Genomic DNA, 21,473 nt, shown 5'->3' with positions numbered 1-21,473 from the left:
ATAGGATTTCTCCTATCTCTCATTCCTGTCTCAGATACCTCCTGTAACAGGTTGTGCTATAAAGGGCACTCCCTTGAGAATTATGTTTTCTTCTCTCGTTTCAGATGGACCCAACTTTACAGCTTTCTCTGCTTGTTTCCAGCAACCACAAGCTCTCTGTGAGAGAAAGGACTGTAATTTTTCCATCTTTTATTTCTTAGCTTCTAGGTAGTCCGCAATCGCAGCTACGTCCTTGTCTCCACGACCGGAGACATTGATGATGATAATGTCGTCTTTACTTAGTTTCGGTGCACGTTTAACTGCTTCTGCGATAGCATGCGAACTTTCAATCGCTGGGATAATTCCTTCTGTCTTGCTGAGAAGGAGGAGAGCTTGAACAGCTTCTTCATCCGTCGCAGCCACATATTCCACGCGACCTGAATCTTTAAAATAGGCGTGTTCTGGGCCAACCCCTGGATAGTCCAATCCAGCTGAGATAGAGTAAACTGGAGCTAGCTCTCCATCTTCCTTAAAGACTGCATAAGTCTTCATGCCGTCGACAATTCCGATACTACCTTTTGTCATAGTAGCTGCGTGCTTGTCTGTATCAAGTCCGTGACCAGCAGCTTCAACCCCAACCAATTTAACTTCTTCATCAGCCACATACTGAGAAAAAGCACCAATGGCATTGGAACCACCACCTACACAAGCAATAACGTAGTCTGGTAAACGACCTTCTTTTTCTAAGATTTGACGGCGAGATTCTTCACTGATGACCTTTTGGAACTCATGAACAATGGTTGGATATGGGTGAGGTCCCACAGCAGATCCCAGAACATAAAAGGCTTCAAGATCATTCATCCATGCTCCAAAGGCTGCATCAACCGCATCCTTAAGAGTTCGTGTTCCCGTTTCAACTGCATGAACAGTTGCTCCCATCATCTCCATACGGAAAACATTGAGACGTTGACGCTCCACATCCTCTGCCCCCATGTAGACATCACAGGCCATACCAAACTTGGCTGCAGCCGCTGCTGTCGCAACACCGTGCTGACCAGCTCCTGTTTCTGCGATTACTCGTTTTTTGCCCATGCGTTTAGCAAGAAGAATTTGTCCTAAAACGTTGTTGAGCTTGTGAGAACCAAGGTGGTTCAGGTCTTCGCGCTTGAGATAAATCTTAGCGCCACCTAAGTGATCTGTCAAACTTTCCGCAAAATAGAGCGGTGTTTCGCGACCTGAGTAGTCCTTCAAATAATGACGAAATTCTGCCAAAAACTCTGGATCATCTTTGTACTTTTCAAATGTCACTTCCAACTCATCCAACAAAGCCTGAATCGGCTCCGGTACGAAACTACCACCAAATTGTCCAAAATAACCTTTAGTTGTCATAAAATTTTCCTCTTTCAGTATTGATTTCAAGATATGAAAAAAGCCCACACACAGAATATACTTCCATGTGAGGGCGTTGGTAACGCGGTGCCACCTCAATTATAAAGAGACTATCCCCTTTACATCTCTGCCTTGTCTAACAACAAGTTGCACTGTAAGGTGTGCGCACCGAATTTTCATTGTTTCAAATTCATTTTTAAAATCAGCCCACTTTCACTACTTCCAACCACCTATTCACAATCACCACAGGCTCCCTGAAGATCAAAAATAGTTACTTTTCTGATTTGTTGAATTTATTTTAATACTTTGTTTTTTCTTTGTCAAGACTTTTTTACGATTTTTTTGAAAGATGTGTGATTCGAATGTGATAATGTCTTTAGTAAATCGAACGTGAAAATGTCCCACTTGTTAGAAATTGGATCCAACTCAATAGAAACTGAATAGATGCTAAACAGAACTTACTTTAGAACACTCCATCTTTTCCATTAGGATTTTCAAGAATTAAACAATACTAGAAACTCTGTCTCCTAACAAGTTTAGTAGAAACTTCAACAGATGTGACACTTTCCCCCTTTATAATTGCTAATACCCCTTCAATCATTTCTTGAGCTAATTTAACATAATTAGGAGAAATTGTAGATAAAGCAGGAGTGTAATACTGTGAAATTGGAATATTATCAAATCCAACAACGGATATATTATCCGGAATCGCTATTCCTTTTTCGTAACACGCACGAATTAGTCCCTGAACTTTTTCATCGCCTGAAACAAATATAATATCTGGATAATTTCCAAAAGACAAATCATTCACAGCAAAGGAATAAACTGACTCTATTGTAGTTAAACCATAAACTACCTTCAAATCCATAGAATAATTATTATCCTTTAAAAAAGTTCTCACTCCTCTCTCTCGATCCTTATTTACATAAGACTCACCTCCCATAAGTAACCACATATCTTTAAAATTCTTTTCCAAAACTACTTTCATCATATCATAAGTAGCTTGAAAGTTATTGTTAGATACGTAAACTACTCCAGGTGTTTGAGACTCTCCAAAGACAATGAAAGGCATATTATTTTTCTTTAAATATTGGATTCGAATATCATTCTCCCCCTCATAAAAGACAATCACTCCATCTACAAGGCTACCAATACTTGAAATAATTGAATTACTAATCGAATCTTCCTCTCCAAAATATTCAACAATAGCATTTACTCCAAATTGTCTACAAGTTTGTAAAACTTTATCTAAAAGTGTTTGAAACCAGATTAAAGGAAAAGAATCAATCTTCTTCACAGATATTAAAATATTCGTGGTTTCTTTCTTCGTTAAATTCTGAGCATAGGCATTTGGAATATAGGATAACTCATCGATGACTTTTTTTATGGCATTATAAGTCTCAGGTTTTACTCTATTCCCTCCATTTATTACACGTGAAACTGTCTTTGGAGAAAAACCAGACAAACGTGCAATATCATATATCGTTACCTTTTTCCCTTTTTCCATTAAAATACTCCTGTCATAAACCTTCACTATAACTATACAATATTTAAATTATTTTAACAAGAAAATTACATTCTAATCTTTTAATCTAGTTTACATCTGGAGGAAATACTTCACTAAATCTACATTAACTTTCAGTACTAGTAACATAAATTTTACAATTCAATTCACTGTTTTGTACTATTTTGTAAACTGCATTACAAATCACCGTATAAGAAAATACACTACCTGAAAATTCCAAGGAATCATTTTCAGTAAATCCTTCTGTATTTAGAAATGTATTCATTATCTGTTCAATATAACACTCTAATATGGGAACAGCTTTCTCCTTAACAATAACATTTCTAAGCATTTCTTCAAATGGTAAATGACAAGCGAACACCATCTCACAAACATCATAAAATGAATGGAAGTGGTATACCTGTATGAGATTATAGTCATCAAAATAAGTTATTTTTCCTGCATCAAAATCCACTTTATATACTCTCAAATTAGTTAGATCCTTTTCTTCAAAAATTATTATGGACACCTCTAAAAACTACCGATTTTCTATTTTTATTGCTCAGAAAACGTTGATACATCAATGTTTAAAAGTATTGAAATTGAGTTTTTAGATGTGCCCTTATATTTCTTATTATTTAAAGAAAACAAAAGGACTAGAATAATCCGTCCCTTTGTTTATCCCTAGATTAGCTGATTTCCTCAACATAAATCACACCAACAATATTAGCAATTTCTTCCATTAGTTTAAGGTGCTCAAATCTACCTGATAATTCCAGAGTAATAAATGACGCGATTTTTTTGTCTGGAACATCAAAATATTCAATTCTTTCTGAATTAACATCTCCAAATGCAGTTCTAGAATCAGTCATTCTAATGCCATTCTCAGCACAGTATACTAGTACCCGATTATATGCCTCTGTAGATCTAACAACGATATACAATTCGATTATCTTTGAACGACTTTGAAGATATTTTTTTAAAGGTTGGAACATAGTTATAACACTCCAAACAGACATTGCTCCTAGTATGGCTCCTTCATAAAAACCAACACCAATAGCTAGACCGATTCCAGCTGAAGCCCATATTCCGGCTGCAGTTGTTAAACCAGTTATTTTCTTTTTATCTGTAATAAGTATTGTTCCAGCCCCAAGAAAACCAACACCTGATATAACCTGCGCACCTAAGCGTGTAGGATCTCCTGTACCAAATTTATAAGATACATACTCATTAGTCATCATAATTAAACATGCAGCCAGACAAACAATACTATGTGTACGAATACCTGCTGGTTGAGATTTACTTCCTCTCTCTAAACCAATTACACCACCAATAACTAATGAAAGTACAATTCTTAATACAATTTCGATATATGATAGTCCTAAGCTTGTTGCTTGCATTATTATTTCCTTTTTCTACTAACTGGTCTCTGAGTAAAGTATAAAACAGAACCAGAAATTATCATTAATACAATAGTATAAACGAATACAAGTGCTTGAGCATTTGAAGTTGCTGTTTCATCACCTGCTGAACGAATAGTTATACCCAGTGGTTGAGCTAATGGATGGTAAAGAAATACAGATAAGTCGAAGTCAGTTAATAAAGAGTTAAAGTTTAAAGCAATAACAGAGAGAACAACCGGTAAAATAAATGGAATGATAACCTTCATCATAGTATAAAAAGGTGAAGCACCCATACTTCTTGCTGCATCTTCCATCTCATCATCAACACTAAATAAAATAGCACGTACCATTCTATAAGAAAATGGGATTTTTACAACTATATATGCAATAAGTAGAATTACCAAACTACCTACCAAAATCTGATTCAAGACAAGAAATTGTGGCTGATTAAAAGTAAATAATAAACTTACTGCTAAAAGTGTACTTGGTAGTAACCAAGGAAGTAGAGCACCATATTCAAATAAGAAATCAAAACGAGATTTATGTTTTCTGACAACACGAGCAAATACAACTGCGAGAATTGTTGCTGTTGTCGCAGCAATAATAGAATAAATAAAGCTGACCAAGAATGGAGAGAATGCCGCACTATTACTAAAGAATAAGCGATAATTTTCTAAAGTAAAGTTTGATAATGTTAAGTTACCTGTTTGAATTGCAACTGGATCTGTAAATGAGTATAATACTATAAAAATTAGTGGAAGCATGAAAACTGTGAACAATCCATATGCTACAATGTGAGCAATGATATTCCAAGGCTTAGACGCAATTTTTTGTTTTTTAAGAGGCGCTTTAGTCTTAGAGATAGAAATATAATTTCCACCTTTTTCTATCTTGTTCATGATAGTAAGCAAAATTGTAGTTGCAATACCTAAAATAATTGCAAGTAGGGCAGCTAAATCACGAGAATTCCCCATCCCTGCAAATGTAATAATCATTGGATTTATAGTTTGAAATTCTTTACCACCAACAATCATGGGTGCTGCTACTGCAGATAAACCACTAAGAAAAACCATGATAGTAAGTGCAAATAGAGTTGGAATTAAGGTTGGTAACACTACTTTTCGGAAAACAGTAAATGGTTTTGCTCCCATATTTCGAGCAGCCTCAATAGTGTGATAGTCAACGCTTCGAATTGTATTTGTTAAAAACAATGTATGATTAGCAGTTCCTGAAAATGTCATAATGAATAAGACTGCACCATATCCAATAAACCAGTTAGGGTCTAAAGAAGGGATAATATTTTGTAAAAATTTTGTAATCAATCCATAAGGACCATAGACAAATTTATATCCAGTCGCTAAAACCACTCCTCCATAAATTAAAGAGGTCATATAACCTAATTTTAAAATTTTAGCACCTTTAATATCAAAGTACTCTGTAAATAGAACACAAAGAATACCTACGACATTAACTGTAATAATGAGTGAAAATGCTAACTTAAAACTGTTCATAATACTCTGAAGTGCCCTCTGAGATTTTAGAACACGATGTACAGCATCAAGGGAAAATTCTCCTCCTTTTACAAATACATTCACTACTAGATCAAAGTTTGGATAAATAATAAATGTTACTAAGAACCAGATTAACCCTAAACGAATAAGCCAATCTTTTAAATTTAATTTATGACGCATACTGCACCTCCTTAAAATTGCAGAACGTCTGATGGTGTGATAAATAATTCCACACTTTCTCCGACAGATCTAATAGCAGCCTGACTATCAATACTTGTTACATTAAGAATCTGACTTTCAGAAACTTTTATTGTATAGTGAATTGTAACTCCAGAAAACTCAACATCAATAATTGTCCCTTTTAGAGTGAAATCTTGTTCAGTTTCACGATTGAATCGAACTTTCTCTAATCGAATGTATCCTTTTTTATCTTCTAAGAAAACGCTTGCATTTTTCAGTAATACTTCGTGGACTGTTTCATCGGTCAAAACATTAATATCTCCAATAAAATCACATACAAATTCAGTTTGAGAATTATGATAAATTTCTACTGGTGTACCGACCTGTTCGATGTATCCATTGTTAAAGACTGCAATTCTATCAGATAAAGTCAAGGCTTCCTCTTGATCATGAGTAACATATAAAGTAGTAATACCTAACTCTTTTTGAAGTCTTTTCAACTCTTTTCTCAAATCTACACGTAATTTTGCGTCAAGGTTTGACAATGGTTCATCTAGACAAAGAATTTTAGGTTCAAGAACCAGAGCACGAGCCAATGCTACCCTTTGTTGTTGACCCCCAGATAATTCTGATACATTACGCTGTAACTGTTGATCAGAGATCTTAATTTTTGCTGCTACTGCTGATACTTTAGCTTTAATAACATCTGGAGCTACCTTCTTAACTTTTAAACCAAATGCAATATTATCAAAAACAGTCATAGTTGGAAATAGCGCATAAGATTGAAATACAATACCAATTCCACGCTTTTCAGGTTCCAAATGAGTGACATTTGTTCCATTAACTTCAATACTTCCTGATGATGGATCTAGAAAACCTACCAATGCTCTCAAAGTAGTTGATTTACCACACCCTGAAGGCCCAAGAAATGTAAAGAATTCCCCTTCATGTATATCTAAATTTAGATTATCAATTGCAACAAAATCACCATATTTAATTTGAATATTATCAAATTTAATCATCTCACTAACTCCCTCTATTACTAAACCAAAAGCCTCTCTTTATTTCTTCCTTAAATTTAGAAATAATAGAGAGACTTGGACATAAAAATTAACTCTTATTTCTTATTGTACGTATTCTAATTCAGCTTTTTCTACCCATTCATCCAAATGTTTTCCAACAGCTTCCCAGTCAATATTTTGTGGTTTCACTTGATCAACAAATTTTTTCGTATCTTCAGGTAACTCTGTTAGGGCATCTTTATTTGCAGGAATAGATCCAAAGTTCTTACTATATTCTACTTGAATTTCTGATTGACCAAACCAATCAATAAATTCTTTAGCTAACGCTTGTTTTTTACTAGTGCTTAAAACCATAGTTTGTTCAGTTACAAATGGTACACCAATCTCAGGAGTCATAACTTTGAAAACAACATTTTGTTCTTTTTGTCCAACTAATGCACCAGAACCCCACATCATTCCATATTGTATTGGATCTTCTTTGTCTAACATCTTAACAATTGAACTTTCTCCCTTTTGAAGAGTGTATGCATTTTTCAAATATTCTTTTGCTGCTTCCCAACCTTTTTCGGAAACACCTAATTCACCTTTATCATCAAGGTATCGAACTAAGATACTTGCTAGAATTGCCCGTCCTGTACCACCTTGAAGACCAGAAATTGAATATTTACCTTTATACTTACTACCTAATTCAGTCCAATCTTTAGGCATTTCTTTTACATCAGGCGCCCCAATTAAAACTAATGGTTGAACAATCACAGGATTATAATAATTATCTTTATCTGATAAAGATTGATCAATTTTATCTAACCATTTAGGCTTGTACTGGACTAGTAATTTTTGATCTCTAATTTTATTTGAATCAACAGCACCAATTCCAAATACCATATCTGCAACTGCATTATTCTTCTCGGCAATAACACGGTCTGCTAATTGAGCGCCAGGAATATCAACCATTTTTATATTAAAACCAGCTTCTTTTGCTTTAGCAGTTAACCAATCACCACGACCATTTGAAACTGAGTTCGAATAGATTACTAATTCTTGACTTTTATCAGCTTTTTCTTCAGATGAAGAAGCAGTCGTAGAATTTGAACCTCCAGAGCAAGCAGCAAGTGTAGTAAGAGCAACTCCCGTTGCAAGTACAGTAGACCAAACTTTCATTTTTTTCATGATAAGTTCTCCTTTTTTATTATTTTATTTAAATTTTTCGTGATATGGAACAAATTGTCTCATATCTTCAAATACAGTATAGTCAATACGGTTTACAGTAATAGTTGGAATCTTCTCTAATAAGATTTCAGTTAATTCTGCTCTGACTTTAGTAAACTCTTCTTCCTCCTCTTCGGTTAGAGGAATCCGAAGATATCCAATTGAAATATGGAATTGATATCTATCATGATTAGGGAAACGAACACCTGCTTTTTCTGAAACATAAGTACGAATTTCTTCTAATCTCTTTGCAGAAGCTTCATCTGCAGGTTCAACTAGTATGTTTTGTTTTCCCATTTCAGTCACACGCATATGAATTTCTTCATCCAACAATGGAAAAATTTCAAGTTGTTTAGCAAAGTAATCATGTATTTCCTGTAAAGGTGTATCAAGAGGAAGATTACTGCTCCAAAACTCCGTTTCACGATTTTCATGGCACAACAATTCAATTACAGTCATGTGAATAGAATTCCTTGGAGTTAAAGTAAACTTATCGATAAATGGTAATTCTCTATAACGTGATTGAATAATATCAACAACTTCCATCAAATCTTGTTTAGTATAAAGATTTGCTACAACAGTATTTCCTGGAAAATGATTAAATTCTCCATTTTCTTTGAACTTAATTTTTGTTAGGTTTTTCATATAAAGACCCTCTTTTTTATATTTGACACCGGTGTCATCTATGCTTATATTATATAACGAAACCGTTTACTTTGTCAAGCGCTTTCAAACATTTTTTAAAAAAATTTATCTTTCATTAAATATGCATTTCATTAAAAGTTTAAGTAATTTTTCCAAAATACAGCACTCATATAGACAGTATCATCAATTATAGCCATTGGGATTTTTTGATTGCCAATTCCATGTATCTCTACACATGTCTTCAATCGATTTTGTTGTCCTCCAATTTAATTCCTTATATGCTTTGTCTGCATTTGCATAACAAGTTGCAACGTCTCCTGAACGTCTTGGAACTATTTTATAAGGAATAGGGATCTTATTAACACTTTCAAATGTATTTACAAGTTGTAATACACTAGTGCCTTCTCCCGAGCCTAGGTTATAGATATAAACATCTGTTTTTTCAGATACTTTTTCTAAAGCTTTTATATGTCCTATTGCTAAATCTACTACATGGATATAATCACGCACACCAGTACCATCAAGCGTATCATAATCATTTCCGAACACACTTAGCTCTGACAACTTACCTACCGCTACTTGTGCAATATAAGGCATCAAGTTGTTAGGAATTCCTGAGGGATCTTCCCCAATCAAACCAGACTCATGAGCACCAATTGGATTGAAATAACGAAGCAACGCAATACTCCATTCTGAATCTGCCACATGAACATCTTTTAAAATTTGCTCAAGCATCACTTTCGTATACCCATAAGGATTTGTAGCACTTGTCGGCATCGTCTCAATAAGGGGAGACTGATTGTGAACGCCGTATACAGTCGCACTCGATGAAAATACAATCTTTTTAACATTAAACTCTGACATCACTTCAACAAGAGCTAATGTGCTCATAATATTATTTTCGTAATACATTACAGGCTTTTGCACGGATTCTCCGACAGCTTTGTATCCTGCAAAATGAATTGCAGCCTCAATAGATTCTTGTTCAAAAACTTTTCTCAATCCTTGTTTATCACAGACATCTAATTCGTAAAACGCAGGACGTTGCCCTGTAATTGCTTCAATACGATCTAATACTAAAATGCTTGAGTTTGAAAGGTTGTCGACAATAACGACTTCCTTACCTAAATTTAGTAATTCTACTACGGTATGGCTACCAATATAACCAGCTCCGCCTGTTACCAATATTGCCATTTTTACTTCCTCCTAATTAATTCCAACCGATTTAACAAATCTCATAAATGCTTCTTGTCCGGTTTGAGTATTCTTATAAACACCTGCATCTTCGAGAACTCTCGCAAATACTTGCCCTACTTCATGTTGAACTACGCTATGAACCTCTTCCTCTTTAAGTCCAGGATATTTTTCTTTCAATTGAACGGCCCATTCTAAATGATAATCAGCAATTGCGTTATCTTTTCCTAAAAGATATTTCTCAACTTCTTCTAACTCTGTTTTCAAACGAGGTGGTAAAATCGCAAGTCCCATCACTTCGATTAACCCAATATTTTCCTTTTTAATATGTTGTACATCTTGATGAGGATGGAAAACACCATCTGGGTATTGTTCAGTAGTATGATTATCTCTTAGAACAATATCTAATTCATATCTCCCGTCCACTTTACGAGCAATAGGAGTCACCGTATGGTGTGGGACATCTTCAGTCATAGCAATGATGTCTACTTCTAAATCTGAATGTTCTCTCCACTTATTTAGAATTTTAGTAGCTAAATCTAACAAGCGATTTTTATTTTCACTTTGTAACCTAATTACTGACATTGGCCATTTTACAATACCAGCATTAACATCCTCAAAGTCTTTAAAACGAAATTCACTCTCAAATTTTGCTTTTTCCATTGGGAAAATATGTTTCCCTCCCTGGTAGTGGTTATGACTAAGAATGGAGCCTCCTGAGATAGGAAGATCAGAATTTGAACCAGCAAAATATCCTGGCAAAATATCAACAATCTCCAATAATTGTTCAAATGTTTTAGAGGTAATAGCCATTGGTACATGTTGACTATTTAAAAATATCGCATGCTCATTAAAGTATGAGTAGGGAGAATACTGGAATCCCCATACTTCGTCACCAAGTTTCAACCGAATAATTCTATGATTCGAACGTGCTGGATAATTTATTCGACCTTGATATCCTTCATTTTCCATACATAGTAAACATTTAGGATAATTAGTTGCTTTTACTAATTTTTCAGCAGCAATTGTTTTTGGATCTTTTTCGGGTTTTGACAAATTTATCGTAATCTCTAGCTCTCCGTATTTAGTTGATGCTCGAAACTCAATATTCTTAGCAATAGCAGAAGTTTTAATATAATCACTATCTTTACTTAACTTATAAAACTCTTCAACTGCTTCTTGAGGTGATATATCATATGAACTCCAAAAAATATCATTTAATCGACTAGGTAAAGGAACTATGAAATTCATTAACTCTGCTCCTAAACATTCCTTTTCCTCGATTAAATCTTTAATTTTACCGTTTTTTAAGGCGATTTCCACTAAGTAATCTTTTATTTGTTTCAGGTCATTTTCATCGGAAATGCGATCAGTTCCCTCCTCACCTATTAACGCTAGTACTCTATTTTTCACATATATTTTGTCAATTTCATTATACATTCCGTATTCAATTACTCTATCAACAAAATTATCAATAATTGTTTTCATATATTTTTCTTTCTAATTTATGTTCCCATATTTTCTATACATTATCCATTTATAAATTGATTGCGTAGTATGAGCAATTTTATCAAGGTGACGAATAATATCTAAAGCACCAATTACTTCAGAAACATTCCCATCATCTTCAAATATGTAATTCATGATTTTCTTTTCAATATTTATACTAAGCTCTTCTATCTCATTCTGTTTTTGTATAACAACCATATCTAAACATCCAGATTGTTCCTCTCTATAACAAGATATAGCCCTATTCATATGCAGTCCGATAACTTCATGAAGTATTTTTATTTCTGAAATAATTTTCTTCAAAATTTCATTATTTTGAATAATCTGTAGATTTTTTAAAATTTCAACAATTCTATCCCCAATACGTTCAATGTCAGTTGATATTTTTATTACACTAATAATTCTTCTTAAGTCATATGAAACAGGATGTTGTAAACAAATTAACTCATATCCTTTTTTATCAACATTTAGAACTGACTCATTTATGATTAAATCTTCTTTAATCAATTCTATTCGTTCTTCATTTGATAAATATTCAAATAACTTCTCGTATTTATCAAGCACAGATACCCAAATGGTCTCTAAATTATTTGATACTATATTTCATTTCAATATAACTAATCATTTAAACTTTCTAAAAAGTTTGAACAATAATTAAACATATATCAAACATCAATAACTAGAATACTTGATCATCTCTTCATAGTTGATCAATCGACATTCTCTTAATTAACTTTTGATAGTATTTCTCATAAAATTTCACTATAACATCTATTTGATTAATAATAGCATGGTCTAAAAATCTCTCATCCAACGAACCTATCCAGTACCCACTCGGTTGATTAGATAATTTTCTGATTTTTTGTAAAATAATTTTTTTATTTAAAGCACTATTTGTACCAATTGAATCTTTTATCTCATTTTTTCCTTTTTCAAATAAGTTATCTACTCTATGATCAGTTATTTCCATTTCGTTTACTAACATGACGCAGTCACCTAGCATCATATACTCCAACTTTTTTTCTGAAAGTTTAGCAAATATAAAAGCAAATGTTGGTAAGCGATAATACTCTGTTAATTCATATGAGTTTAAACCGATTTCATCTTTAACCTCGAGTAAAGCAGTTTCAAATATTTGTTTAAGAGTTTTTGATTCTTTACAATTAACCGACAAACTTTCTGATAAAATATGTACAACTTCTGAGACTGAATAACCTATCTCCTCTTTAGAATTATATAAATCTGTAGCTCCATCGATAATCCAAAAATACTGATTTTGTGAACCTACAGTATCCTCATTTTCTACAGAACTTCCTTGTATCGAACAAATTTTATTTATCTTTACCATAATACTTCAACCCTTTTAGTGTCAAAAGTAAACCAATTCCTGTCACTGTTAAGAATAGTTCCATAATCTTGTTCGAACCAGTCTTTGGTAATTTTTGTTTTACATCTACTATTTCTTTAGATTTATTAATATGATTTTCAGTTTCTCTGCCATCTCCAACTATTTTATAGTTTACTTCTTCTGTCTTATTATCTTGTTTATTGTCGATCTTGTCATTCATTTGTCTATTATCTTTACTTGAGTTAAACTCTCCGTTCTTCTGGTTACTATCAATTACATTATTTGAATTAGATTGTTTTTCCTCTTTGTTTTTTTCTTTTTCGTTTTTATCACTTAAATTATTTGTTACAATTTTGTAAAGCCCATTCTCCGTTACAATATTGAAATTACCATCGCTATCACGTATAACAGCTTCTTTCTCATTTGCATTAGATTTGATGAATGATATATACTTACCGGATAAATTATAAAATTGGTTATTTAAAACGGTTATTTTACCCTTTGAATCCTCAATAACAATTCCTTCTTTACCACCGAATATACTATTCTCTGAGACTACTAAATTATCACTAACTCGTAATAATTCAATATTTGGTTGTTCTGTTTCCTTAGAATTATTATTAATTACATTTTTTGTTACAGTAATATCTGATACTTTTCCTAAATATTCTGCACTATCTTTTGCAACTCGTATCGCTTTTGTTTTAGGATCGGCAATATTAAATATATTTTCGGCGATAACCACCTGTTTATTTAAATCTAATAGGTCTTTAGTGTTTTTATAGCTATAAGCATTTACTAAAGCTGCTCCGCTTTCTCGATAATGTACACTCTCTCCTTTAACTTTCTTATCAAAGCGATTTCCTTTGATTAATACATCAGTGAATCCTGTAAAACGTACACCTGCATACATCATGTTATCAAAATGATTATTTAAAATTTTAATATTAGAGGGGTTCTGTGTCGACAATGTTTGATAGTGTGTGCCAATTGCTGTTACTAATTCCCCAGATTTATCACTTTTGCCAAAATAGGAATTTTGAATAGTCACATTTTCAGATTTTTTCCCATCATCATTCAAGGCATAAGGAAAACCTTTTCTAGTTAATGGTTCAATCTGAATGCTCTCCTTACTTATGATTTGCCCATCCTTCATCGTTTTGGGTAAGGCTTGCCCAAGAAAACGAGAATTATCAACTAATACATTTTTCGAACCTGCAATTTGAATAGCATGCCCTTGATAACTATCCTTGAATGTTACATTTTTTATAGTTACGTTATTTGAATTCCCAATAGCAAATGCACCTGAAGAATTTATAAGTGGTAGATTTTTTGCTTTAGTTCCTTCTTCATTCAAAGCACCGTTCATATCAATAGTACCACCAGAATAACTAATATCTTCTGTTGGGCCCATTCTACTTGCGCACCATCATCCGTAAATAAACCTGTCATAAAAACAATAGAAGGGTGATTCTTAATATTTATACCATTTAGAATGGTAGCTTTCTCATTCAATTCTAAGTGTGTATGACTTTTTAAAAAAACAATTTCTTTTACTAAATAAGTTCCTTCCGGAAAATATACATTTCCTCCACCTAGCCCTTGAGCTGCAGCATCTATTGCATCTTGAATTGCTTGACGATCATCATTAACCCCGTCACCTATTGCTCCATAATCTTTAACATTCAAAGCTACGTGTTCGTTCAGATTAGTACTTAAAATAGTATTCACTTCCATCCCAGAGATGTTACCCATCATAGTATCATTTGTTATATCAGGTTTATTTTGATTAATACTCACTCCTCCATTATTATCAGTACTTAAACTTGAATTGTTATCAAGACTGAGAGTATCAGAATGGGGTTCCGCAGATAATGATGTAGATGTGCTACTCAACAAAGAGTTCATTTGCATATTATCTTTAGACGAAGAAGTTTCACCAACTACTTCATTAGCTAAAACACTTTGTGTTCCAATAAATAAAACCGCTAAGAGAACTGAGCAAACTCCCACCTTAGACTTACGAATAGAGAAAACCTCATTTTGTTGAAAAGATTTCATATTAGCCTCCAATTAAAAACATTATGTCCTAATTTAATATTCATATAAATTCCATACCAGAAAATGACACCGCTGTCATTTTCTTTATAATATATTTTTAAATCAAAATTGTCAAGGAATAACACAATAAAATATCAAAATTGTGAAAGCGTGACCATTTATATATCTAACCATACTTCTAATAATTCTTTAACCTTCCATTCAAAAGTGATTACTATCTTTCTTAGCTTGAACATAAAAATATCCTATTCACTGTATTTAAAGCATGTTGACATCTCGTAAAATACTAATTTATAAATACAAGAACAAATATCTTGTCATGCAAGCATTCGCCAGGTATATTTACATGAATATCGTTCATATAGCGGATTGAAATCAAAACAATACAATATATTTCTTAAATAGATTTTCTATAAAAGCTAGATTCAAGCTCTATAAAAATAGACGCAGTTCTTCTAAAATACTGGAATAGGACATATAAATCATTGCAGACACGTGTTTTATAGATTATTTCAAAAGAATGACTAGAACATGAAAAATAGTCTCAAAACTTTGAACAATATTCTGAAAACAAAAAAGAAAGACGCGAGTTTCCACAACCTCATTCGTGGAAACTCGCGTCTTTCAAAAAATAGGGTGAATTGAAAACTAGAACAAGACACTACATTTTCTAAATGATGCCTAATAAAAATTCTAAATGCTACACCAAATTGCTCACATCTCATTTCAAACCATACAGTATATTGAAACTATAAGAGTACACCTTTGCTTCTAAAATATTGCTAGAAATTAATTTGACTATCCTGATTGATTTGTCCTGTTTTTATTTCATTTTACTATAGGACTTTCAATTGAAAACAACAGTTTTACACTCAATTAGACTTTTTAGAAACAGAATCACTATTACTTGACTGTAGTTTGTCATTTTTTTGATGAAACTAGTACTTTTTCAGAAACTGTTTTGAAAGTCTCAATGATATAGTCCACTTCTTCATCGCTTAGTTTAGTATGAAGAGGGAGCGTAATTTCATTTTCAAAGAAGGCATAGGCCTTAGGATAGTTCGCCATATCAAAACCAAGATTCTTATAGGCTGTCAAGAGCGGAAGCGGTTTGTAGTGGACATTACTTGCAATTCCTGCTTTAGCCAATTCTTGGATGATGAGATTACGTTCTTCTAAGCTCGCTCCTTTTACATGGGTGATATAGAGGTGACGGCATGATTCAACTGTGTCAGTCTTGTGTGCCAATGGATGGATACGAGAACCTGCAAAACCACGATCATAGCGGTCCACGATGTCCTTACGGCGTTGCAACAAACTTGGATAGCGGTCCAATTGTACCAGACCAAGGGAAGCCATGATATCTGTCATATTGCACTTGTAAGCTGGTGTGACAATATCGTATTCCCATGAACCCAGTTGCATCTTGGCAAGGGCATCCTTAGTTTGCCCGTGAAGGGAAAGGATTTGGAATTCCTTGTACATCTCTTCGTCGTCAATCGCTGGATTGGCTTTCCAAGTCGCACTTCCACCTTCTGCCGTTGTAAAGTTCTTAACGGCATGGAAAGAGAATGAAGTAAAGTCAGCGATAGAACCAGCTGGTTGTCCTTTATAAGTTGATCCCAAAGCATGGGCACTATCAGAAACAATCACAATACGGTTAAAGGCTTTTTGCCACTTGCTTGAAGCGGTAAAGAGATCACGTTTTTTCTCCACAACTTGGAATAAACGGTCATAGTCGCAAACAATCCCCGCAAGCTCAACCGGAATAATCACCTTAGTTTTTTCAGTAATGGCTTGCTCCAGCAGGTCATAATCCATCTCAAAGGTATCTGCTTGGATATCCACCATGACAGGGGTTGCTCCTACGTGAGTGATGACACTACATGAAGCTGTATAAGTCATAGCTGGAACGATGACTTCATCACCAGGTCCCACTTCCAAGACGCGCAAAATCAACTCAAGAGCGGCAGTCGCAGAGTTGAGGCAGACAGTCTTAGGCGTCTGTGTGTATTGAGATAAGTGACGCTCTAGTTCTTTTGTCTTAGGACCTGTTGTGATCCAACCAGAACGCAGGGTATCCGCTACTTCAGCAATTTCTGCTTCCGTAATATCGGGTGGTGAAAATGGAATATTGTAATTTGGCATTGATTTGCTCCTTTTATCTGTACTCATTTTCTCATGACTACTTTATTTTAGCACTTCAAACACGGTTTGAAACATGATTTTGATGTCTCCAAGGAAACTAAACTCTCGGAGATAGGCGAGGTTATAGCGCATCTTTTCAGGAAGAACATGCTCCACATAGGCCTGATCAACCGACAAACCTTTCTCCGTCATTTGACTGATGATAGTGTCCTCATCCTTGTAGTGAATGCTGGCTGGAGAGGTAATCCCTGCTGGCAAAAGCAAGGTTGCCATCATTTCAGGGCTATACTGCTCTGTGTAACGTGGCACTTCAGGACGCGTCCCTACAAAAGACATTTCGCCTTTAAGGACATTGACCAGCTGAGGCAGTTCGTCCAAACGGACACGGCGGATAAAATTGCCAACCTTGGTAATGCGGCTATCGTTAGCAGAAGTCACCAGACTCCCTTTTTTATCTGCATCCGTCACCATGGTCCGGAACTTCCAAATCTTGAAAGGTCGATTGTACTGGGTCACGCGCTCTTGCTTGTAAATCACTGGTCCCTTGCTATCCAACTTGATCCAAATGCTTAAAATAAGAAAGATGGGAGAAGTCAAAACTAGCAAAAACAAGGCCAGAACCCAGTCCAAACAACGCTTGAAAATCAGCGAACCCTTCCTTTTAGAGACAAGCTGGTAGTAAGACTCAACCTCGCTTGATTTCATTTCCACGGGCAAGTCTTCCCATTTCAGCATGCTGTTTCTCCTTTGTTTTTATTATACTATTTGTCAACATTTTTCATTATACCACAAAATAGAAAAGGCGGTGAAAGAAATCTGTAATTTGAAGGATTTCCTTCTTACACTCAATGAAAATCAACGAGTATTAGGACATGGCCCCTGCCTGCAAGCTATACATCTTGTGGTAGGTTCCACCCAGAGCCAAGAGTTCCTCGTGGGTTCCACTCTCAATAATGCGCCCCTTGTCCAATACATAGATACAGTTGGCGTCTTGGATGGTAGAAAGACGATGGGCGATGGCAATGGTTGTTCGTCCCTGTCTCATCTTAGCAAGAGAAGCTTGAACCAGACTTTCTGTTTCAGAGTCAATATTGGCTGTCGCTTCATCCAAAATCAGAATTTTAGGCTGACTGGCTACTGTTCTAGCAAAGACCAGAAGCTGACGCTGACCAGTTGAAAAACTCAAACCACGCTCGGAAACAGGTGCATCATAACCCTGCGGAAGGTCTTGAATAAAGGAATCTGCATCCACGAAGGATGCCGCAGCCTGAACCTGCTCATCACTGATCTCTTGGTACATGGCGATGTTGGACTTGATAGTTCCATGATAGAGAAAGGGATCCTGCAAGACCAGACCGATGTTCTTTCTCAGCTCTTCCTGACTGTAGTCCCTAATATCCACACCATCCAAGAGAACTCGTCCTGACTGGAATTCATAAAAGCGCATGAAAACATTGATAATCGAAGATTTCCCTGAACCTGTATGACCCACAAAGGCAATGGTCTCACCCTTGTTAACTGAAAAAGAAATGTCATCCAGAATCGGATGTTTGCCATCATATGAGAAGCACACATGTTCAAACCGGATATTGCCTTCTTTGACTTTAGCCTGCCCATCTTCTTGAAGCGGCTCATAGGTCGTCTCATCGATCAAGGCAAAGACACGGCCTGCAGAAACCATGGATGTTTGAAGGGTTGAAAAGTTTTGCGTCACCTCAATCAAGGGGTCAAAAAGGCGGTTGATGTACTGGATAAAGGCATACATGGTTCCAGCTGTTATTCCCAAATAAAGTCCACGATAGCCAAAGTAGGCCATCAAGACAGCATAACCTAAAAGTTTCAGCAAACTCATGGCAGGACGCAAAAAGAGGGCATCCAAGGCCACAGAACGGTTGGCATAGACCAAGTGTTCTTGGTTAATCTCATCAAATTCTGCCTGCAGACGTTTCTCTTGATTAAAGGCCTGGATTATTCTGATTCCCTCGATGTTTTCAGCCAGCTTGCTATTGATATCTGACAAGAGACTTCTGGTTTTCTCAATGATTTTCACTGATTTTTTCCGATAGAGATTGACCAAAAGGAAAATCATGGGGAGAAAGAGCAAGACTAATGCTGTCAAACGAAAATCCAACACCAACATGGTATAAAGAGTTGTCAGAAAAATGAAAACTGCTGAAATAAAGCTAGATAAAATTCCTGAAAACATATCACTGATAGTCTCGGTGTCATTTGTCAAACGAGAGACGATAGAGCCTGCTGGCGTCTTGTCAAAATAAGACATGCCCAGCTTCTCCATATTGGCAAAGGCATCTCGACGAATATCCCTAACAATACTGTAAGACACCCGCGTAAAGAGAAGATTGCCGACATACTGGACCAGCGTTTGTAGGATATAAAGGCCATAGTAGGCCAGCAAAACGGTCACAGCGAGTTGGTTGAGATTGCTGAGATACTGGTCGATAAAGTGGGAAGCCACAAGGGGAATAACACTTTTAATGACCGTAGTCGCTAGGAGAAAACTGAGTGCCAAAAAGGTCAGGAGCCCATAAGGCTTGAGATAAGACATCAAGCGCTTCAATACAGTCCATTGTTCTTGCTTATTCTGCATCTTCTTCTCCTTTCATTTCTAGCTGCTGAGACTGGTAGGTTTGGGCATACCAGCCATCCAGGGCTAGCAAGTCATCGTGCCTGCCTCGTTCGATAATTTGGCCATTTTGCAGAACCAAAATAAAATCTGCATGGACAACCGCACTGAGGCGATGGGCAGTGATAATGGTTGTCTTGTCCTTACGTGTTTCCTTGAGATTGTCGATGATGGCATACTCTGTCTTGGCATCCACGGCGGACAAAGAATCATCCAAAATCAAGATATCAGGGTCTAAAATCATAGCTCGACTCATGGCCAGACGCTGCTTTTGACCTCCAGAAAGACTGACTCCCTTTTCACCAATCAACGTATTAAACCCTTGAGGCATGGCTACAATGTCTTGGTATACTTGAGCTAGCTTGGTCGCTTCCTCGACCGCTGAAAGGGACAAGTTAGGATTACCAAAGCGGATATTGTCTAAAATCGAAGTCGCAAAGAGGAACTGATCCTGAGGAACATAGCCCATAAGACTGCGAAGGTCTGTCAGACGATAGTCACGAATATTATGACCGTTTAGGTAAATAGCACCCTTATCCACATCATATTCACGCAAGAGAAGCTTGATCAAGGACGTTTTTCCAGAGCCTGTCTGCCCAACCAAGCCCAGAGTTTGCCCTTTTTCTAAACTAAAGTGAACATCCGTCAGTGTTTCCTCATTTTCAAAAGCAAAGCTGTCAATATCATACTGCAAGCGTCCATTTTCAATGCCATCTAAAGGAAACTCAGGGTCTTGTACAGGTGATTCCTGAGACAAAAGTTCCTCAATCCGCTGGTAAGAAACCTTCCCTCGCTGAGTGATATTAAAAAGGAAACCAATGGCCATAAGAGGCCAGACCAGCATATCCAAATAGCTGATAAAGGTAACTAGATTCCCAACCGTGATTTGCCCTTCCTGAACCATCAAGGAACCGACCAAGAGCGTTAAAACATAGGAGGAACCAACAAATAAGAGAACCATGGGGTCAAAGAGACTATCGTATTTCATGGTTTGGAGGTTCTTTTGGAAGGTCAATTCATTGACTGCCTGAAAGGACTTCAACTCGTCCGCCTGATAACCGAAAGACTTGGTCACTTTAATACCTGATACGGACTCCTGTACCTTGTTATTGAGTTCAGAAAAGGCAGCCTGTGATTCGCCAAAGGCCTTGTGGGTCTTTCTCCCTAGACGACTGGTCGCATAAGCCATGAAAGGTAAGGGTAAAATGGCAACTAGGGTCATTTGCCATGAAATGCTAAAGAGCATAGTCAGCAAGGTCACCAGAGCCGTGATAGAGGCATCCACGGCAGACATAACACCGCCTCCTGCGAGACGAGTCAAGGCGTTGATATCATTGGTTGCGTGTGCCATCAGATCCCCCGTCCGATAGGTTTGATAAAAAGCTGGAGACATTTTTGTAAAATGCTCAAATAAGCGAGAGCGCATAATCTGTCCCAAACGGTAGGAAGTACCGAGGATATACATGCGCCAAACATAGCGTAGATAGTACATACCCAAAGCTGCAAGAAGCAGATAAAGGAGGTTCAAAAGCAAGTCCTGCTGGGTTAATTGCCCCGATGTAATAGCATCAATGACCCGCCCCATAACCATTGGGGGAATTAGATTGAGGACGGAAACCAAGACCAAGGCCACAATTCCGACTAGATAACGGCGTTTTTCGAGTTTGAAAAACCACCAAAGTTTTTGAATAATGGACATAAAATCCCTTTCTGATTGCAAATGGAAA

General features: G+C 36.0%; 14 protein-coding genes, 2 pseudogenes and 2 other annotated features (1 of these 18 cut by a window edge). All 16 genes and pseudogenes read right to left on the bottom strand.

The annotated features are described in order from the left end of the window. Positions 1 to 193 (bottom strand) — a binding site (T-box leader); it reaches 33 nt to the left of the window's first position. Further along, positions 190 to 1,368 (bottom strand): tryptophan synthase subunit beta, encoded by a 1,179-nt coding sequence (trpB, locus tag HWX15_RS05985; protein WP_136937328.1) that lies wholly within the window; start codon positions 1,366 to 1,368, stop codon positions 190 to 192. Its footprint overlaps the feature before it by 4 nt. A 66-nt stretch (positions 1,369 to 1,434) precedes the next feature. Beyond that, positions 1,435 to 1,665, bottom strand: a binding site (T-box leader). Between the two features lie 214 nt (positions 1,666 to 1,879). Continuing rightward, entirely contained in the window at positions 1,880 to 2,875 is a 996-nt protein-coding gene (locus HWX15_RS05980; RefSeq protein ID WP_000410752.1) for a LacI family DNA-binding transcriptional regulator, read from the bottom strand. Positions 2,876 to 3,561: 686 nt separating this feature from the next. After that, a complete protein-coding gene (locus tag HWX15_RS05975; protein ID WP_001149044.1) occupies positions 3,562 to 4,272 on the bottom strand; it encodes an MgtC/SapB family protein in 711 nt (236 codons plus the stop codon). 2 nt (positions 4,273 to 4,274) lie between these two features. After that, complete coding sequence (locus HWX15_RS05970; RefSeq protein ID WP_001216174.1) at positions 4,275 to 5,966, bottom strand: ABC transporter permease; 1,692 nt, start codon at positions 5,964 to 5,966, stop codon at positions 4,275 to 4,277. 11 nt (positions 5,967 to 5,977) lie between these two features. Continuing rightward, complete coding sequence (locus tag HWX15_RS05965) at positions 5,978 to 6,988, bottom strand: ABC transporter ATP-binding protein (RefSeq protein ID WP_061389837.1); 1,011 nt, start codon at positions 6,986 to 6,988, stop codon at positions 5,978 to 5,980. Positions 6,989 to 7,090: 102 nt separating this feature from the next. Beyond that, a complete protein-coding gene (locus HWX15_RS05960) occupies positions 7,091 to 8,158 on the bottom strand; it encodes an extracellular solute-binding protein (protein WP_000738376.1) in 1,068 nt (355 codons plus the stop codon). A gap of 24 nt (positions 8,159 to 8,182) precedes the next feature. Next, positions 8,183 to 8,842: a DUF1868 domain-containing protein gene (locus tag HWX15_RS05955; protein WP_000793811.1), complete on the bottom strand. Its 660-nt coding sequence runs from the start codon at positions 8,840 to 8,842 to the stop codon at positions 8,183 to 8,185. Positions 8,843 to 9,025: 183 nt separating this feature from the next. Further along, positions 9,026 to 10,036: a UDP-glucose 4-epimerase GalE gene (gene galE / locus HWX15_RS05950; protein ID WP_173249715.1), complete on the bottom strand. Its 1,011-nt coding sequence runs from the start codon at positions 10,034 to 10,036 to the stop codon at positions 9,026 to 9,028. A 12-nt stretch (positions 10,037 to 10,048) separates the two neighbouring features. Beyond that, positions 10,049 to 11,524 carry a UDP-glucose--hexose-1-phosphate uridylyltransferase gene (galT, locus tag HWX15_RS05945; protein WP_175880531.1) on the bottom strand — a complete coding sequence of 492 codons (1,476 nt, stop codon included), beginning with the start codon at positions 11,522 to 11,524 and terminating at the stop codon, positions 10,049 to 10,051. 12 nt (positions 11,525 to 11,536) lie between these two features. Beyond that, positions 11,537 to 12,145, bottom strand: a complete 609-nt coding sequence (locus HWX15_RS05940) for a phosphate signaling complex PhoU family protein (RefSeq protein ID WP_254867360.1) — start codon at positions 12,143 to 12,145, stop codon at positions 11,537 to 11,539. Positions 12,146 to 12,602: 457 nt separating this feature from the next. Beyond that, positions 12,603 to 12,893, bottom strand: a pseudogene (locus HWX15_RS10330) (protein phosphatase 2C family protein); the annotation flags it as partial. After that, positions 12,877 to 14,954: pseudogene (locus HWX15_RS05930) on the bottom strand (glycosyl hydrolase family 28-related protein). The pseudogenes HWX15_RS10330 and HWX15_RS05930, both read right to left, overlap by 17 nt. 921 nt (positions 14,955 to 15,875) lie before the next feature. After that, positions 15,876 to 17,102: a DegT/DnrJ/EryC1/StrS family aminotransferase gene (locus tag HWX15_RS05925; RefSeq protein ID WP_175880530.1), complete on the bottom strand. Its 1,227-nt coding sequence runs from the start codon at positions 17,100 to 17,102 to the stop codon at positions 15,876 to 15,878. Between the two features lie 42 nt (positions 17,103 to 17,144). Continuing rightward, positions 17,145 to 17,837 carry a sugar transferase gene (locus HWX15_RS05920; RefSeq protein WP_175880529.1) on the bottom strand — a complete coding sequence of 231 codons (693 nt, stop codon included), beginning with the start codon at positions 17,835 to 17,837 and terminating at the stop codon, positions 17,145 to 17,147. Between the two features lie 130 nt (positions 17,838 to 17,967). Continuing rightward, positions 17,968 to 19,710 carry an ABC transporter ATP-binding protein gene (locus HWX15_RS05915; RefSeq protein WP_175880528.1) on the bottom strand — a complete coding sequence of 581 codons (1,743 nt, stop codon included), beginning with the start codon at positions 19,708 to 19,710 and terminating at the stop codon, positions 17,968 to 17,970. Then, entirely contained in the window at positions 19,700 to 21,445 is a 1,746-nt protein-coding gene (locus tag HWX15_RS05910; RefSeq protein ID WP_175880527.1) for an ABC transporter ATP-binding protein, read from the bottom strand. The genes HWX15_RS05915 and HWX15_RS05910 overlap by 11 nt, the downstream gene beginning before the upstream one ends. Positions 21,446 to 21,473 lie beyond the last annotated feature (28 nt).

The organism is Streptococcus thalassemiae, from assembly GCF_903645285.1.
Classification (GTDB): domain Bacteria; phylum Bacillota; class Bacilli; order Lactobacillales; family Streptococcaceae; genus Streptococcus; species Streptococcus thalassemiae.
The sequence above is the reverse complement of the archived record's forward strand: the minus strand, read 5'-3'. Positions and strand labels throughout refer to the sequence as shown.

Coding starts and splice junctions, on each gene's coding strand:
- trpB (WP_136937328.1), bottom strand. CDS start 1,368: ATGACAACTAAAGGTTATTTTGGACAATTTGGTGGTAGTTTCGTACCG.
- HWX15_RS05980 (WP_000410752.1), bottom strand. CDS start 2,875: ATGGAAAAAGGGAAAAAGGTAACGATATATGATATTGCACGTTTGTCT.
- HWX15_RS05975 (WP_001149044.1), bottom strand. CDS start 4,272: ATGCAAGCAACAAGCTTAGGACTATCATATATCGAAATTGTATTAAGA.
- HWX15_RS05970 (WP_001216174.1), bottom strand. CDS start 5,966: ATGCGTCATAAATTAAATTTAAAAGATTGGCTTATTCGTTTAGGGTTA.
- HWX15_RS05965 (WP_061389837.1), bottom strand. CDS start 6,988: ATGATTAAATTTGATAATATTCAAATTAAATATGGTGATTTTGTTGCA.
- HWX15_RS05960 (WP_000738376.1), bottom strand. CDS start 8,158: ATGAAAAAAATGAAAGTTTGGTCTACTGTACTTGCAACGGGAGTTGCT.
- HWX15_RS05955 (WP_000793811.1), bottom strand. CDS start 8,842: ATGAAAAACCTAACAAAAATTAAGTTCAAAGAAAATGGAGAATTTAAT.
- galE (WP_173249715.1), bottom strand. CDS start 10,036: ATGGCAATATTGGTAACAGGCGGAGCTGGTTATATTGGTAGCCATACC.
- galT (WP_175880531.1), bottom strand. CDS start 11,524: ATGAAAACAATTATTGATAATTTTGTTGATAGAGTAATTGAATACGGA.
- HWX15_RS05925 (WP_175880530.1), bottom strand. CDS start 17,102: ATGCCAAATTACAATATTCCATTTTCACCACCCGATATTACGGAAGCA.
- HWX15_RS05920 (WP_175880529.1), bottom strand. CDS start 17,837: ATGCTGAAATGGGAAGACTTGCCCGTGGAAATGAAATCAAGCGAGGTT.
- HWX15_RS05915 (WP_175880528.1), bottom strand. CDS start 19,710: ATGCAGAATAAGCAAGAACAATGGACTGTATTGAAGCGCTTGATGTCT.
- HWX15_RS05910 (WP_175880527.1), bottom strand. CDS start 21,445: ATGTCCATTATTCAAAAACTTTGGTGGTTTTTCAAACTCGAAAAACGC.